Raw genomic sequence first — 14097 nt, forward strand, 5'->3', positions numbered from 1 at the left:
CGGGCCGACCGCCCGCTGATCAACGACCCGTTCGCCGAGCCGCTGGTGCGGGCCGTCGGCGTGGACCTGCTCTCCCGGCTGGCCAGCGGCGACTTGAACCCGACCGAGCTAAACGACGTCCACGACGTCCAGGACGGCGCCACGCGGTCCACCGGCGCCATGTCCCGCATGGCCGACAACATGGCCGTGCGCACCAAGTTCTTCGACGAGTTCTTCCTGGGCGCCACGCAGGCCGGGATCAGGCAGGTCGTGATCCTGGCGTCCGGGCTCGATTCGCGCGCCTACCGGCTGGCCTGGCCGGCCGGGACCGTGGTCTACGAGGTCGACCAGCCACAGGTCATCGAGTTCAAGTCCCGCACGCTGGCCGAGCTGGGCGCCGCGCCCACCGCCGAGCGCCGGGTGGTGGCCATCGACCTGCGCGAGGACTGGCCAGCCGCGCTGCGCGCCGCCGGGTTCGACCCGAGCCTGCCGACCGCGTGGAGCGCCGAGGGGCTGCTGGGCTACCTGCCGCCGGAGGCGCAGGACCGCCTGCTGGACACCATCACCGAGCTCAGCGCGCCGGGCAGCCGGCTGGCCACCGAAAGCGCACCCAACCCCGAGCCCGGCGACGAGGACAAGATGAAGGAGCGCATGCAAAGCATCTCTGAACGCTGGCGCGCCCACGGCTTCGAGCTGGACATGACCGGGCTGGTCTACTTCGGAGACCGCAACGAGGCGGCCCCCTACCTGAGCGACCGCGGGTGGGCCCTGAACGGCGTCAGCATCCGAGAGCTGTTCTCGGCCAACGGCCTTCCGCCGCTCGACGACGACGACACGCGCATGGGCGACGTGCTCTATGTGAGCGGCACCCATGAGTAGCGGCCGCACCGACGGCGACAGCTGGGGGCCGGCATCCAGCGTGGGCGCCACGGCCACCATGGTCGCTGCATCGCGCGCCGTGGCGTCGCAGGGACCCGATCCCCTGCTCGACGACCCGCTGGCCGACCCGCTGGTCCGCGCCGTCGGGATGGAACCCTTCGTCCGCATCATCGACGGCGAGATCGACTTCGAGAACGACCCGCTGTTCAACCGCAAGAGGCGGCGGGAGCAGATCACGGTCCGCACCCGTTTTTTCGACGACTTCTTCATCGGCGCCACCGGTGACGGCGTGCGGCAGGCGGTGATCCTGGCCTCCGGCCTGGACACCAGGGCCTACCGGTTGCCGTGGCCGGCCGGCACCGTGGTCTACGAGATCGACCAGCCGCAGGTCATCGCGTTCAAAACCGACACGCTGGCCGGCCTCGGGGCCACCCCGACCGCCGAACGCCGCGCGATCGCGGTCGACTTGCGCGACGACTGGCCCGCGGCGCTGCGCGACGGCGGCTTCGACGTCACCCAACCGACCGCGTGGAGCGCCGAGGGCCTGCTGCCCTACCTGCCGCCCGAGGCCCAGGACCGGCTGTTCGACCACGTCACCGCGCTCAGCGCGCCGGGCAGCCGGCTGGCCACCGAACACGTGCCCGACCCGAATGCGTTCACCGACGAGCGGCTGCAGCGCATCTCCGAGCGCTGGCAGCGCCTCGGTTTCGGCCTCAACGCGGCGGACCTGTTCTACCGCGGCGAGCGCAACGTGGTTGTCGACTACCTGACCACCCACGGCTGGGCGGTGACGCCCTATCCGGCCAGGGATTTGTACGCGCGCAACGGGTTTGAGTTCCCGGAAGAGGAGATGGCGGCCACCTTCGGCGAGCTGAGCTACGTCGCGGCGACCCTGAAGTAGGGTTGAGCCATGCCACGCTCTCACGACGACAACTGGGACCTGGCGTCCAGCGTGGGCGCGACCGCGACGATGGTCGCGGCCGGGCGCGCGATGGCGACGAGGGATCCCCGCGGTCTGATCAACGACCCGTTCGCCGAGCCGCTGGTGCGCGCCGTCGGAGTGGACTTCTTCACCAAGATGATGGACGGTGAGCTCGACGTCGCGGCGATCGAGGACGCCTCGGCGGTGCGCGTTCAGGCGATGATCGACGGAATGACGGTGCGCACCAAGTACTTTGACGACTACTTTATGAAAGCGACCGGCGCGGGGGTGCGCCAGGTGGTGATCCTGGCGTCCGGGCTGGACGCCCGCGCCTACCGGCTGCCCTGGCCGGACGGCACGGTGGTCTACGAGATCGACCAGCCGCAGGTGATCGAGTTCAAGACCACCACGCTGGCCGGTCTCGGCGCCGAACCGTCCGCCGAACGTCGCACCGTCGCCATCGACCTGCGCGCGGACTGGCCGGCCGCCCTGACGGCGGCGGGGCTGGACCCGACCGCGCCGACCGCGTGGCTGGCCGAAGGCCTGCTGATCTACCTGCCGCCGGAAGCCCAGGACCGACTGTTCGACAACATCACGGCGCTCAGCGCTCCCGGAAGCACCGTCGCCACCGAATTCGTCCCGGGCATCATCGATTTCGACGCCGAGCGCATGCGGGAGCGGTCCAGTTCCTTCCGGGACCACGGCGTCGACATCGACATGGGGTCGCTGGTCTACGCCGGCGAGCGCAACCACGTCGTCGACTACCTGCGCTCCAAAGGGTGGGACGCCGAGGGCGTGACGCGGACCGAACTGTTCAGGCGCAACGACATCGAGGTGCCGCCCGCCGAATACGACGACCCGCTCGGCGAGATCATCTTCATCAGCGCCAGGCTGCCCGGCTGACAACGGCTAGAGGCGCGACGTGCCCAGCCACAGGGCGCTGGCACCGGACAGCGTCTGCTCGACGCTGTCCGAAATGCTTTGCACGACGCCGGCGATCGAGATGCCGGCCAGCGCGGCCAGCGCGTCCGGCAGCGACGCGGCGGCCGGCCGCGACGACGCGCGTGGCCGCACCAGGTCCAGCAGCGACGAACCCGGATAGCTGACGAGGCGCACATCGGTGTCCTCGTCCAGGCCGGCCAGGACCTTCGCCCGGCGCACCGCGGCCCGCAACCCGCCCAGCTCGTCGACCAGGCCGCGCTCGACGGCGTCGGCGCCGGTCCAGATCCGACCGCGCGCAACGGCATCCACGGCCTCGGTGGTCAGGTTGCGGCCCTCGGCGACCCGCTCCACGAAGTCGGTGTAGAGCAGGTCCACTTCGGCGTCCCGGTGCGCCCGCTGTTCGGGTGTGAACGGCGCGTCGATCGACCAGGCATCCGCGTTCGCGTTGGTGCGCACGGTATCCGAGGCCACCCCGAGCCGGCCCTTGAGGTCACGCACCACCAGCTTGCCGCTGATCACGCCGATCGATCCGGTGATCGTGGCGGGATTGGCCACAATCGCGTCGGCGCCCGCGGCGACGTAGTAGCCCCCGGAGGCGGCGACCGAACCCATCGAGGCCACCACCGGCTTGCCGCGCTTGCGGACCCTTCTCACCTCGCGCCAGATGGTCTCCGACGCGGTGACCGCGCCCCCGCGGCTGTCCACCCGCAACACGATCGCCGACACCGAATCGTCGGCGGCGGCCTCCCGCAGCGCCGCCGCGACGGTGTCGCCACCGGCGGTGGGCGTGCCCAGCGGCAGGAACTGCGGACCGCCGCGGCCGTTCACGATCGCGCCGTCGATGGTGACCAGAGCGAACGTCGGCTTGGGACGCCGGCCGGGCACCGCCGGCACCGCCGGGGCCAGCCGCGACCGGGCCGCACCCGCGTAACGCGCCAAATACAACCGCGGCGGATGATCCTCTTCGTCCGAAACGTCTTTCGAGCCAACGAGTTCCGCGATCCGCGCGTAGGCCTCGTCGCGGAACCCGATCCGGTCGACCAGACCCGAGGACACCGCGTCGTCGCGCAGCAACGGGGCCCGGTCGGCCAGCGCATCGAGCGCATCCGCGTCGAGCTTGCGCGACTCGGCGACCGCCCGCCACACCTGTTCCTGCAGGCTCTGCAGCATCCGGGTGACGGCCTCGCGGTGGGCCTCGGTAAACCCGCCCTCGGTGAAAAGGTTTGCCGCCGACTTGTATTCACCCTTCGCGATGATCTGCGCCTCGATGCCCGCCTTGTCCAGCGCGTCGCGCAGGAACATGGCGTTGCTCGCGAACCCGATCAGGCCGACACTCCCCGAGGGCTGCATCCAGACCTCACCGAACGCCGAGGCCAGGTAGTACGACAGCGTGCCGGGGTAGGTCTCGGCCCACGCCAGCGACGGCTTGACGGCGGTGAAAGCCGCGAACGCCTCCCGCAGCTCCTGGACCGCCGCCGGCGGCGACGCCGCGAGCTGCACGCGGGCGATCAGCCCGACGACCCGGGGGTCCTCGGCGGCGCGGTGGATCGCGGCGACGGTGTCGCGCAGCGACATAGCGCGGCCGCCGCCGGTGACGAGCGCGAGCGGATCGAAGCCCGTCGTCTCCGGAGGCGCCGAGCGCAGGTCGACCTCGAGCACGCAGCCGTTGGGGACACCGTGGTGGCGTGCGGTGTCGACCCGGCCGGCCAGGGCGCGCACGTCGTCGATTCCGGGTAGGGACGGCAGGAAGGCGAACATACTGTGCAGGGTACCGATCGTCCGCCGTACGGTGGTCGGGTGAGGTTTTCCATCGCCATCCCCCAATTCGACTACGACCGCTTCGACGCGGCCGGCCTACGGTCCTTTCTCGCCCGCGCCGAGGAGCTGGGGTTCGAGGGCGGCTGGGTGCTCGAGCAGATCATCGGGCCCGCGCCGCTGCTGGCGCCGCTGGAGCTGCTGGCGTACTGCGCCGCCTGCACCGAGCGGCTTCGCCTGGGGGTCGGCGTCCTGGTGACCTCGCTGCACGACCCGCTCCAGCTGGCCTCGGCCGCGACCGCCGTCGACCGGCTCAGCCACGGCCGCTTGGACCTCGGCGTCGGGACCGGCGGCGGCTTCCGGCGATTCGACGCGTTCGGCGTCGAGAAGTCCACGTACATCTCGTATTTCACCGAGGGCCTGGAGCTGATGAAGGCGGCCTGGTCCGACGAACCCAGGGTGACGTTCCACGGCCGCTTCCGCGACGTCGACGACCTGCCGATGGCGCCCAAGCCGGTGCAGCGGCCGCACCCGCCGATCTGGTTCGGTGGGCTGGCGCCCAAGGCGCTCGCGCGGGCGGTGCGCCACGGCGACTCGTTTCTGGGCGCGGGCTCGTCAACCACCGAGGCGTTCGCCGGGGCCGTCGAGGTGGTACGCCGCGAACTCGACGAGCAGCGAAAGGACCCCGCGCACTTCACCATTGGCAAACGGGTCTACCTCACCGTCGACGACGACGCGGCGCGCGCCCGCGAGCGGGTGCTGGCCGGGCTGCGCCGCATCTACGGCGAGATGAAGGGTGTCGACGCGGTCCCGGTGTCGGGCACACCCGACGACGTGGCCCGCGGGCTGCGCGAGGTAATCGGCGCGGGCGCCGAGATGCTGCTGCTCAATCCCGTCGGCGCGGATGTCGCCGAGAACCGCGAGCAGATGGAACGCCTTGCCGCGGAGGTCATTCCGCGGCTGGCTTAGATTGCGCGAGCTGGGGGCGCCCCCGCGAAGCCGGGGGAACGCAACAGCACCCGACACGCCGTGCGTGCGGGTGCTTTTGCGTCTGCTCGCGGGGCTAAAGCTCGGTGACCGAGCCACCCGCGGCGGTGATCTTCTCGCGCGCGCTGCCGCTGAACTTGTGCGCGGTGACGTCGACCTTCACCGACAACTCGCCGTCGCCGAGCACCTTGACCAAGCAGTTTTTGCGCACCGCGCCCTTGGCCACCAGCTCGTCGACGCCGATGGGCCCGCCCTGCGGGAACAGCCGGCCGATGTCGCCGACGTTGACGATCTCGTACTCGGTGCGGAACCGGTTCCGGAACCCCTTGAGCTTGGGCAGCCGCATGTGAATCGGCATCTGGCCGCCCTCGAAGGTGGCCGGGACGTTCTTGCGGGCCTTGGTGCCCTTGGTACCGCGGCCCGCGGACTTGCCCTTGGAGCCCTCGCCGCGGCCGACGCGGGTACGGGCCGTCTTGGAGCCGGGTGCGGGCTTCAGGTCGTGCAGCTTGATGGTCATTTGGCCTCCTCCACCTCGACGAGGTGGCGCACCACCGCGATCAGGCCGCGGGTCTGCGGGTTGTCCTCACGGATCACCGAGTGGCGAATCCGTCGCAGCCCCAGCGTGCGCAGGCTCTCGCGCTGCTTCCAGCGCGCCCCGATGGTGCTGCGCACCTGGGTGATCTTGAGCTGACTCATGGCTATGCCGTCCCCTCCCGGACCGCCGCGCCCGCGGGCAGGCCGGCGAGCGCGTCACTTTCGCGGCGCGCCTTGAGCATCCCGGCTGGGGCGACGTCCTCGATCGGCAGGCCGCGGCGCGCGGCCACCTCCTCCGGACGCTGCAGCAGCTTGAGCGCGGCGACGGTGGCATGCACCACGTTGATCGCGTTGTCGCTGCCCAGCGACTTGGCCAGGATGTCGTGCACCCCAGCGCATTCCAGCACGGCGCGGGCCGCACCGCCGGCGATCACACCGGTACCCGGGCTGGCCGGACGCAGCAGCACCACGCCGGCGGCCGCCTCGCCCTGCACGGGGTGCGTGATGGTGCCGCCGATCAGCGGCACCCGGAAGAAGCCCTTGCGCGCCTCCTCCACGCCCTTGGCGATCGCGGCGGGCACCTCCTTGGCCTTGCCGTAGCCGACGCCGACCATGCCGTTGCCGTCGCCGACGATGACCAGCGCGGTGAAGCTGAATCGGCGGCCACCCTTGACCACCTTGGAGACGCGGTTGATGGCGACGACGCGCTCGAGGTAGTTGCTCTTGTCGCCGTCGCGGTCGCGATCACGGCCGCCGCGGCCACCCCCGTCGCGCCGGCCGCGGCTGTCGCGGCCGTCACCACGCGAGTCGCGGCTGTCCGGGGCGCCCGGCCCGCCGGTCGACTGTTCCGCCATTATGCGGTCCTTCCAGTTGTCATCAGAAACTCAATCCGTTCTCGCGTGCGGCATCGGCCAGCGCCGCGATCCGTCCGCCGTAGGTGTAGCCGCCGCGGTCGAAGACCACGGTGTCGATGCCGGCGGCCTTGGCGCGCTCGGCGATCAACTGACCGACCCGCACGCTGTGGGCCTTCTTGTCGCCGTCCAGGCCGCGCACGTCGGCCTCGATCGACGACGCGGCCGCCACGGTGGTGCCGTTTTCGTCGTTGACCAGTTGCACGTGAATGTGCCGCGCGGACCGGTTTACGACCAGCCGCGGGCGCTGCGCGGTGCCCGCGATCTTCTTGCGCAGCCGCGCGTGCCTGCGCAGCCGGGAAACCCGCCGGGTCGCGGATACGCTCTGCCCCACCGGCTTTCGCGCGGCGGTGTCAGCCTGTTTTTGCGCCATGACTACTTACCTGTCTTTCCGACCTTGCGGCGGATCTGCTCGCCCTCGTAGCGCACGCCCTTGCCCTTGTACGGGTCGGGACGGCGCAGGCGGCGGATGTTCGCCGAGATCTGGCCGACCTTTTGCTTGTCGATCCCGGTGACCGTGAACTTCGTCGGGGACTGCACCGCGAACGTGATGCCCTCGGGCGCCTCGATCACCACGGGATGGCTGTAGCCGAGCGCGAATTCGAGGTTGGAGCCCTTGAGCTGCACGCGGTAGCCGACGCCGAAGATCTCCATCTTGGTGGTGTAGCCCTCGGTGACGCCGGTGACCAGGTTGGACACGAGCGTGCGCGACAGCCCGTGCAGCGAGCGGTTGCGCCGCTCGTCGTTGGGGCGGGTGACCACGATCGCGCCGTCGTCGTTGCGGCCTACCGTAATCGGCTCGGCCACCGTCAGATTCAGGCTGCCCTTGGGCCCCTTCACCGAGACGTTCTGCCCGTCGATCGTGACATCGACCCCGCTGGGGATCGGAATGGGTTGCTTACCAATGCGCGACATGTCTATCCCCTACTCACCACACGTACGCGAGGACTTCGCCGCCCACGCCCTGTCTGGCTGCCTGACGGTCGGTGAGCAGACCCGACGACGTCGAGATGATCGCCACGCCCAGCCCGCCGAGCACCCGCGGCAGGTTGGTCGACTTCGCGTACACCCGCAGGCCGGGCTTGGACACCCGGCGCAGGCCGGCGATGCTGCGCTCCCGGCTCGGTCCGTACTTCAGCTGCACGACCAGCGACTTGCCCACCCGGGCGTCTTCGGTCCGGAAGTCGGTGATGTAGCCCTCGTTCTTGAGGATCTGGGCGATGTTGGCCTTGATCTTCGAGTGCGGCAACGTCACCTCGTCGTGATACGCCGAATTGGCGTTGCGCAGACGGGTCAAGAAGTCTGCGATCGGGTCAGTCATCGTCATGGTTTAGTCCCCGTGTCCCGTCACCAGCTGCTCTTCTGCACGCCGGGCAGCTCGCCCGCGTGCGCCATCTCGCGCAGGCAAATCCTGCACAGCCCGAACTTGCGGAACACCGCGCGCGGGCGGCCGCACTTGCTGCAGCGGGTGTAGCCGCGCACCGCGAACTTCGGTTTGCGTGCGGCCTTGTTGACCAGTGCCTTCTTTGCCATGCTCAGTTCTCCTTGAACGGAAAGCCGAGGGCCCGCAACAGCGCTCGTCCTTCGTCGTCGGTTGTCGCCGAGGTGACGACGTTGATGTCCATGCCGCGGACCCGGTCGATCTTGTCCACGTCGATCTCGTGGAACACCGACTGCTCGGCCAGCCCGAAGGTGTAGTTGCCGACGCCATCGAACTGCTTGGGCGACAGCCCGCGGAAGTCACGGATACGCGGCAGCGCGATCGAGGTGAGGCGGTCGAGGAACTCCCACATCCGGTCCCCGCGCAACGTCACCCGTGCGCCGATCGGCATGCCCTCGCGCAACTTGAACTGCGCGATGGACTTGCGCGCCTTGCGAATCTCGGGCTTCTGTCCGGTGATCAGCGCCAGGTCGTTGACCGCGCCGTTGATCAGCTTGGCGTCGCGGGCGGCGTCGCCCACCCCCATGTTGACGACGACCTTGGTCACCGTCGGGATCTGCATGACGTTGCCGTAGCCGAATTGCTTGTGCAACGCATCGCGAATCTCGTTGCGGTAGCGCTCTTTCAGGCGCGGCTGGGTCTTTTCTGCAGTGGTCATCAGATGTCCTTGCCGTTGCGCTTGGAGATGCGGACGCGCTTGCCCGTTTCGTCGTCGGTGCGGTAGCCGATGCGGGTGGGCTTGCCGTCGGAGTCGACCACCATCACGTTGGAAACGTGGATCGGCGCCTCCTGGGTGACGATGCCGCCCGAGCGGGCCCCGCGCTGGTTGGTCGAAACCGCGGTGTGCTTCTTGATCCGGTTGACGCCCTCGACGAGCACGCGGTTACGGTCCGGGTACGCCTGCAGGACCTTGCCCTTGGCGCCCTTGTCTTTGCCTGCGATGACCAGGACGGTGTCGCCCTTGTGCACCTTCATCTACAACACCTCCGGGGCCAGCGAGATGATCTTCATGAACCGCTTCTCGCGCAGTTCGCGGCCGACCGGCCCGAAGATGCGCGTCCCGCGCGGGTCGTTGTCGGGCTTGATGATCACCGCGGCGTTCTCGTCGAACTTGATGTAGCTGCCGTCGGGACGCCGGCGCTCCTTGACCGTGCGCACCACGACGGCCTTGACGACGTCGCCGCGCTTGACGTTGCCGCCGGGAATGGCGTCCTTGACGGTGGCGACGATGACGTCACCGATGCCGGCATAGCGTCGCGACGAGCCGCCGAGCACCCGGATGCACAAGATCTCCTTGGCGCCGGTGTTGTCGGCGACCTTCAGCCGCGATTCCTGCTGAATCACTCGATCTCCTGACCTGGTTCACGTGTGCACGGCAGGAGCTAACCTCGAGCGTGCGCGGTCTTTCAAAGCGGTTTGTCACCGAAGGGCACGCGGGGCCGATATGCACCGGCCGAGGTCTGCCCAAGGCAACCCCTAGAGTCTAGGGGACGACCTGCTCAGAGCCAAATTCACCGATCTCGCGGATATCGGCGAGGTGGTGGACGCCTTCGTGCATCGCCTGGCGAACGAGCCACCGCGCGGTGCGCCGCTCGCCCGGCAACCGGGTCCCCGCGCGGTCCCAGTCCGCCGTGCGCGCGACCTCGTCGCGAAATCCCGCCGCGGCCGCCGCCAGCTCGGCGAGCGTGGCGTCGATGTCGCAGTCGTTGTAGCGGAAGCGGCGGGCCCGCAGGTCGTTGAACATCGACTCGAGGGCGGGCTCGTGCTCGGTGCGGACCCGGTGCAGCCGGATGGTGAAGCTGACATGCACGCCGCAGCCCGCATCACCCGCAGCGCCCGCCAAATCCGCTTACGCATCGACGCCACCTGGCGGTGGGCATCACAGATCGCGACCGCCTGGCAACACCTCCGCACCGCCTTCCGATAACACCCAGGCCCATCTGACCAAACGATCAGGAAAGACCAACAGGCACTGGGAAGTGCCCGCCCCACCCGGCGACACGGGACACATCAACCACACCGCCACACGAAAATCACTACCCAGCAACACAACTCGACATCAACCCCAGCCCCCGCCAACCACCACGCAATATCGAGGCTAAGGGGCAAAAACCGGTGCGGAACTGAGGTTAACCGGACTGGCCTGGCTGGCCGTTGGTGCCGTTGCCGGCGGGGCCGGTGCCGGCGTCACCGCCCGGGCCACCGTGACCGCCGGAGCCGATCAGCCCGGGGCCGCCGCCGCCACCGCCGTCTCCGCCATCGCCACCGTGACCGGTCGCGGAGTTGCCGCCGGCCCCGCCGGTACCTCCGTCACCGCCGTTGCCGAGTCCGATCGCCTGGCCGCCGGCGCCGGCCGCCCCGCCGGCCCCGCCGGTGTCCCCGGTACCGGGTTGACTGCCGGTCACGGCGCCGGAGTCGCCGCCGGCACCGCCAGCGCCGCCATGACCGCCGCTGATGCCGATCATGTTGATCCCGCCGCCACCGCCGGAGCCTCCGGCCCCGCCGACATCGCCCGTGGAGATGGTGCTGTTGGTGACGGCCCCGCCGGCCCCACCGACCCCACCGGCACCGCCGATCCCGCCGTTGCCGAGCACGAGTACGGCGCCGCCGGCTCCGCCGATCCCGCCGGCCCCGCCGACATCGCCGAAGCCGACGGTGCTGTCGGTGACGGCCCCACCGACCCCACCGGTGCCGCCGTTACCGCCGGCGCCGCCGTTACCGACATCCGAGGCGAGGCCGGCGGCGCCACCGGTGCCCCCGGCCCCGCCGATGTCGCCGGTGGTGACGGTGCTGGATCCGCTCACGGCGCCCCCTGCCCCGCCGACACCACCGGCCCCGCCGGTGCCGCCGTTACCGAATAACACGGCTAGGTCGCCGTTGCCGCCGGTCCCACCGGCCCCACCGATATCGCCGGTGGTCACGATGCTGGATCCGCTCACAGCCCCACCAGCCCCGCCGTTACCGCCGGCGCCACCAGCACCGCCGTTACCGACATACCCGCTAAGGTTGCCGTTGCCGCCTGCCCCGCCGGCCCCGCCATCGTCGCCGATGGTGATGGTGCTGGATCCGCTCACGGCCCCGCCTGCCCCGCCGTTACCGCCGGCGCCACCAGCGCCGCCGTTACCGATCTGCCCCGCAAAGGCGCCGTTGCCGCCGGCACCACCGGCTCCACCGTCGTCGCCGACGGTGACGGTGCTATCGATGACGGCCCCGCCAGCTCCGCCGGCCCCGCCGGTGCCGCCGTCAGCGTCATTACCACCAACGATGCTCCCGCCAGCGCCGCCAGCCCCGCCGTTGTCGCCGGAGTGAACGGTGCTGCCCGTGACGGTCCCGCCGGTCCCGCCGGCCCCGCCATTACCCCCGTGAATAACCCGGGTGCCGTGGGTACCGCCGGAGCCGGTGCCTCCGGCCCCGCCGGCCCCGCCGTCGTCGCCGGTGGTGATGGTGCTGGATCCGCTCACGGCCCCGCCTGCCCCGCCGTTACCGCCGGCGCCACCGTTACCGCCGTTACCGACTAACCCGGCATTGTTGCCGGCGCCGCCGGCACCGCCGGCCCCGCCCAAGTCACCCATGCTGACGGAGGAACCGCCGGTGACCAGCCCGGCGTCGCCGCCGCTACCGCCAGCACCACCGCTCCCGCCGTCACCGACAAACGCGCCAAGGCCACCGCCCCCGCCGGCGCCGCCGTTGCCGCCGGTGTCGCCGGCCTGCACGACGCTATTCGTGACGGCGCCCCCGGCACCACCCTTACCGCCGGCGCCGCCGTGACCTCCGTCGCCGAAATACCCGGTGTAGTTGCCGGCGCCGCCGTTGCCGCCGGCTCCACCGGTGTCGCCGGAGTACACGGTGCTGTCGGTGACGGTGCCGGCGGCGCCACCGGCCCCGCCGGCACCGCCGTTACCAGCCTGGCCGCCGAAACCCGGGCCGCCGACGCCGCCGGTCCCGCCCGCCCCGCCGACGTCGCCGGCGTAGACGATGCTGGATCCGCTCACGGCCCCACCCGGCCCGCCGGCGCCGCCGGCCCCGCCGGCACCGGCGTTGCCGAGCAGCCCGCCCGCCCAGCCGCCAGCCCCGCCTGCCCCGCCCGCCCCGCCGTCGTCGCCGGATAAGACAGTGCTGCCGCTGACCGCCCCGCCGTTACCGCCGGCCCCGCCGCTACCCCCGGCCCCGCCATCGCCGACAACACGCCCGGCGTTACCACCGGCCCCGCCAGCCCCGCCGGGCCCGCCGTTACCGCCGGCGACGGTCGCGTCACCGCCAGCCCCACCACTGCCGCCGGCTCCGCCGTTGCCCAGAAAGCCCCCAGACCCGCCGGCCCCGCCAGCCCCACCAGCCCCGCCGCCGGTGGCGGCGCCACCAACCCCACCCATGCCACCGTTGCCGTAAAGCAAACCGGCGGCGCCGCCGCGACCACCGGCACCGCCGCCAGTGCCCGCACCACCGGCACCACCACTCCCGATCAGCCCGCCGGCCCCGCCGGTGCCGCCCTGTCCAGCCGCGTCGGTCGCGCCGGCCCCGCCATTACCGAACAGAATCCCGCCGGGACCACCATTGGCTTGCGCCAATGTCCCTCCCGCAATTCCATTGAGGCCGTTGCCGATCAGCGGTCGGCCCAACAGCATCTCGGTGGGCGCATTCACGGCGTTGAGCAGGGCTTGCTCGACGGTCTGCAAGGGTGACGCGTTGGCTGCCTCCGCTCCCGCATAGGCCCTCGCCGCCGCGGTGAGGGAGGCGGCGAACTGCTGATCGACCGCGGCCATCTGCGCGCCCAGCGACTGGAACTGCTGACCATGAAAAGAAAACAGCGCCGCGATTGCCTTCGACACTTCATCGCCCGCAGCAACTGCCACCGCGGTTGTTGGAGCCGCCGCCGCAAAGGCCGCACAGAGCGACGAACCGATCTCGGCCACATCCGTTCCCGCTGCCAACACGATCCCTGGTGTTGCGATCAGATAGGACACCGTTGTCCCTCCATCGTGCCCCGGCCATCGGAAATGAGATGGAAGTGAGTATCCACCTTTCAATCCAAGACTCCAGGAATTCAAAACATCGGTACGTGCTCCGCGGACCTTAGCCTCGCAGCGGGACTAACGAGCCACTAGGCCAGCTAGCGAATCAGCCGGACCTCGATCGGCAGGTCGAGGCCGGCCCAAGTGCGGTCGGCGGTCATCACGATCGGGGGCGAACTGCGCACAGCCAGGGCAAGGCAGCATCGGTCGCCGAGCGAAAGCTGTTTTCCTCCGGTAATGGCACGCAGAGCGCCGGCAAGCACCGCGTCATCGGCGGTCAACGGTTCGATGGCGCCACCTGCGGCCACCACAAGCCGGCGGATGCCCGAGGCGTCAATCCCCGCGTCGACGAGTTTGCCGACGACCTCGGCAAGGTTCGGCGTACCGATGACCGCACCGGTCATCGCCTCCGCGACGAGGTCGGCGCCGGGCTCTTCGTGAATCAGGGTTAGCAGCGCCGACGCGTCGAGGACAGTCAATTGCCGTGTGCCTCGGCGCGGCGCTCTGCGATGAGCTCATCGACAAGGGAACGATTCGGTGCCTTCCCCCGGCCCAGCGCGCGGATTTCGTCAATCGCATCCGCCGGCCTTTCCATGACAATCCGCGAGCCGTCAAGGCGGACGTGGACCTGATCACCCGGTGAGAGCCCGAGCGACTCGCGTATGTCGGCGGGGATGACGATCCGGCCCTGCTTGCCGAGCCTCAGCGTGACACTCATGTACAAATGCTGCCACAAGT

At 70.3% G+C, this 14097-nt stretch carries 19 protein-coding genes; 4 read left to right on the forward strand and 15 right to left on the reverse strand.

What is annotated here, in order from left to right:
• The 3 genes from AC5Y4Z_RS24330 to AC5Y4Z_RS24340 form a co-directional block, all read left to right on the forward strand.
• Positions 1-858: class I SAM-dependent methyltransferase (locus AC5Y4Z_RS24330; RefSeq protein ID WP_499967491.1), on the forward strand; the 858-nt coding region annotated here is incomplete at its 5' end.
• Complete coding sequence (locus AC5Y4Z_RS24335) at positions 851-1759, forward strand: class I SAM-dependent methyltransferase (RefSeq protein ID WP_499967493.1); 909 nt, start codon at positions 851-853, stop codon at positions 1757-1759. The genes AC5Y4Z_RS24330 and AC5Y4Z_RS24335, both read left to right, overlap by 8 nt.
• Before the next feature lie 9 nt (positions 1760-1768).
• Positions 1769-2683 (forward strand): class I SAM-dependent methyltransferase, encoded by a 915-nt coding sequence (locus AC5Y4Z_RS24340; protein WP_499967494.1) that lies wholly within the window; start codon positions 1769-1771, stop codon positions 2681-2683.
• 6 nt (positions 2684-2689) lie between these two features.
• Here the strand turns inward: AC5Y4Z_RS24340 and sppA are convergent, their stop codons facing one another.
• Complete coding sequence (gene sppA, locus AC5Y4Z_RS24345; RefSeq protein ID WP_499967495.1) at positions 2690-4480, reverse strand: signal peptide peptidase SppA; 1791 nt, start codon at positions 4478-4480, stop codon at positions 2690-2692.
• A 39-nt stretch (positions 4481-4519) separates the two neighbouring features.
• On the opposite strand from sppA, the gene AC5Y4Z_RS24350 reads away from it, so the two are divergent.
• A complete protein-coding gene (locus AC5Y4Z_RS24350; RefSeq protein WP_499967496.1) occupies positions 4520-5446 on the forward strand; it encodes an LLM class flavin-dependent oxidoreductase in 927 nt (308 codons plus the stop codon).
• 94 nt (positions 5447-5540) lie between these two features.
• Here AC5Y4Z_RS24350 and rplO read toward each other — a convergent pair whose 3' ends face one another.
• From rplO to AC5Y4Z_RS24420, 14 genes are all read right to left on the reverse strand, one after another.
• Positions 5541-5981 carry a 50S ribosomal protein L15 gene (gene rplO, locus AC5Y4Z_RS24355; protein WP_499967497.1) on the reverse strand — a complete coding sequence of 147 codons (441 nt, stop codon included), beginning with the start codon at positions 5979-5981 and terminating at the stop codon, positions 5541-5543.
• Positions 5978-6160: a 50S ribosomal protein L30 gene (gene rpmD / locus AC5Y4Z_RS24360; protein ID WP_499967498.1), complete on the reverse strand. Its 183-nt coding sequence runs from the start codon at positions 6158-6160 to the stop codon at positions 5978-5980. Before rpmD ends, rplO begins: the two co-directional genes overlap by 4 nt.
• A gap of 2 nt (positions 6161-6162) precedes the next feature.
• Positions 6163-6852 carry a 30S ribosomal protein S5 gene (gene rpsE / locus AC5Y4Z_RS24365; RefSeq protein WP_499967499.1) on the reverse strand — a complete coding sequence of 230 codons (690 nt, stop codon included), beginning with the start codon at positions 6850-6852 and terminating at the stop codon, positions 6163-6165.
• Between the two features lie 22 nt (positions 6853-6874).
• Positions 6875-7243, reverse strand: a complete 369-nt coding sequence (rplR, locus tag AC5Y4Z_RS24370) for a 50S ribosomal protein L18 (protein WP_499967660.1) — start codon at positions 7241-7243, stop codon at positions 6875-6877.
• A 41-nt stretch (positions 7244-7284) separates the two neighbouring features.
• Positions 7285-7824, reverse strand: a complete 540-nt coding sequence (gene rplF / locus AC5Y4Z_RS24375) for a 50S ribosomal protein L6 (RefSeq protein ID WP_499967500.1) — start codon at positions 7822-7824, stop codon at positions 7285-7287.
• A gap of 13 nt (positions 7825-7837) precedes the next feature.
• A complete protein-coding gene (gene rpsH / locus AC5Y4Z_RS24380) occupies positions 7838-8236 on the reverse strand; it encodes a 30S ribosomal protein S8 (protein WP_499967502.1) in 399 nt (132 codons plus the stop codon).
• Positions 8237-8256: 20 nt separating this feature from the next.
• The gene (locus AC5Y4Z_RS24385) at positions 8257-8442 is read right to left on the reverse strand and encodes a type Z 30S ribosomal protein S14 (protein WP_011739072.1); all 186 of its coding nucleotides are present in this window, start codon (positions 8440-8442) and stop codon (positions 8257-8259) included.
• A 2-nt stretch (positions 8443-8444) separates the two neighbouring features.
• Positions 8445-9008, reverse strand: coding sequence for a 50S ribosomal protein L5 (rplE, locus tag AC5Y4Z_RS24390; protein ID WP_066962992.1), 564 nt, complete (start codon positions 9006-9008; stop codon positions 8445-8447).
• Positions 9008-9325, reverse strand: coding sequence for a 50S ribosomal protein L24 (gene rplX / locus AC5Y4Z_RS24395; RefSeq protein ID WP_499967503.1), 318 nt, complete (start codon positions 9323-9325; stop codon positions 9008-9010). Before rplX ends, rplE begins: the two co-directional genes overlap by 1 nt.
• A complete protein-coding gene (rplN, locus tag AC5Y4Z_RS24400) occupies positions 9326-9694 on the reverse strand; it encodes a 50S ribosomal protein L14 (protein WP_003403649.1) in 369 nt (122 codons plus the stop codon). It lies immediately after the preceding gene.
• Between the two features lie 139 nt (positions 9695-9833).
• Entirely contained in the window at positions 9834-10160 is a 327-nt protein-coding gene (locus tag AC5Y4Z_RS24405) for a hypothetical protein (RefSeq protein ID WP_499967504.1), read from the reverse strand.
• A 319-nt stretch (positions 10161-10479) separates the two neighbouring features.
• Entirely contained in the window at positions 10480-13311 is a 2832-nt protein-coding gene (locus AC5Y4Z_RS24410; RefSeq protein ID WP_499967505.1) for a PE family protein, read from the reverse strand.
• Positions 13312-13457: 146 nt separating this feature from the next.
• Positions 13458-13838, reverse strand: coding sequence for a type II toxin-antitoxin system VapC family toxin (locus AC5Y4Z_RS24415; protein ID WP_499967506.1), 381 nt, complete (start codon positions 13836-13838; stop codon positions 13458-13460).
• Positions 13835-14077 carry an AbrB/MazE/SpoVT family DNA-binding domain-containing protein gene (locus AC5Y4Z_RS24420; protein ID WP_499967507.1) on the reverse strand — a complete coding sequence of 81 codons (243 nt, stop codon included), beginning with the start codon at positions 14075-14077 and terminating at the stop codon, positions 13835-13837. Before AC5Y4Z_RS24420 ends, AC5Y4Z_RS24415 begins: the two co-directional genes overlap by 4 nt.
• Positions 14078-14097: the final 20 nt, after the last annotated feature.

This window comes from Mycobacterium sp. NGS63, from assembly GCF_059812295.1.

What these genes read in the sequence shown, in the direction of transcription:
- rpmD (WP_499967498.1), bottom strand. Translation starts at nt 6,160, where the DNA reads ATGAGTCAGCTCAAGATCACCCAGGTGCGCAGCACCATCGGGGCGCGC.
- AC5Y4Z_RS24335 (WP_499967493.1), top strand. Translation starts at nt 851, where the DNA reads ATGAGTAGCGGCCGCACCGACGGCGACAGCTGGGGGCCGGCATCCAGC.
- sppA (WP_499967495.1), bottom strand. Translation starts at nt 4,480, where the DNA reads ATGTTCGCCTTCCTGCCGTCCCTACCCGGAATCGACGACGTGCGCGCC.
- rpsE (WP_499967499.1), bottom strand. Translation starts at nt 6,852, where the DNA reads ATGGCGGAACAGTCGACCGGCGGGCCGGGCGCCCCGGACAGCCGCGAC.
- AC5Y4Z_RS24340 (WP_499967494.1), top strand. Translation starts at nt 1,769, where the DNA reads ATGCCACGCTCTCACGACGACAACTGGGACCTGGCGTCCAGCGTGGGC.
- rplF (WP_499967500.1), bottom strand. Translation starts at nt 7,824, where the DNA reads ATGTCGCGCATTGGTAAGCAACCCATTCCGATCCCCAGCGGGGTCGAT.
- rpsH (WP_499967502.1), bottom strand. Translation starts at nt 8,236, where the DNA reads ATGACGATGACTGACCCGATCGCAGACTTCTTGACCCGTCTGCGCAAC.
- rplX (WP_499967503.1), bottom strand. Translation starts at nt 9,325, where the DNA reads ATGAAGGTGCACAAGGGCGACACCGTCCTGGTCATCGCAGGCAAAGAC.
- AC5Y4Z_RS24385 (WP_011739072.1), bottom strand. Translation starts at nt 8,442, where the DNA reads ATGGCAAAGAAGGCACTGGTCAACAAGGCCGCACGCAAACCGAAGTTC.
- rplO (WP_499967497.1), bottom strand. Translation starts at nt 5,981, where the DNA reads ATGACCATCAAGCTGCACGACCTGAAGCCCGCACCCGGCTCCAAGACG.
- AC5Y4Z_RS24420 (WP_499967507.1), bottom strand. Translation starts at nt 14,077, where the DNA reads ATGAGTGTCACGCTGAGGCTCGGCAAGCAGGGCCGGATCGTCATCCCC.
- rplE (WP_066962992.1), bottom strand. Translation starts at nt 9,008, where the DNA reads ATGACCACTGCAGAAAAGACCCAGCCGCGCCTGAAAGAGCGCTACCGC.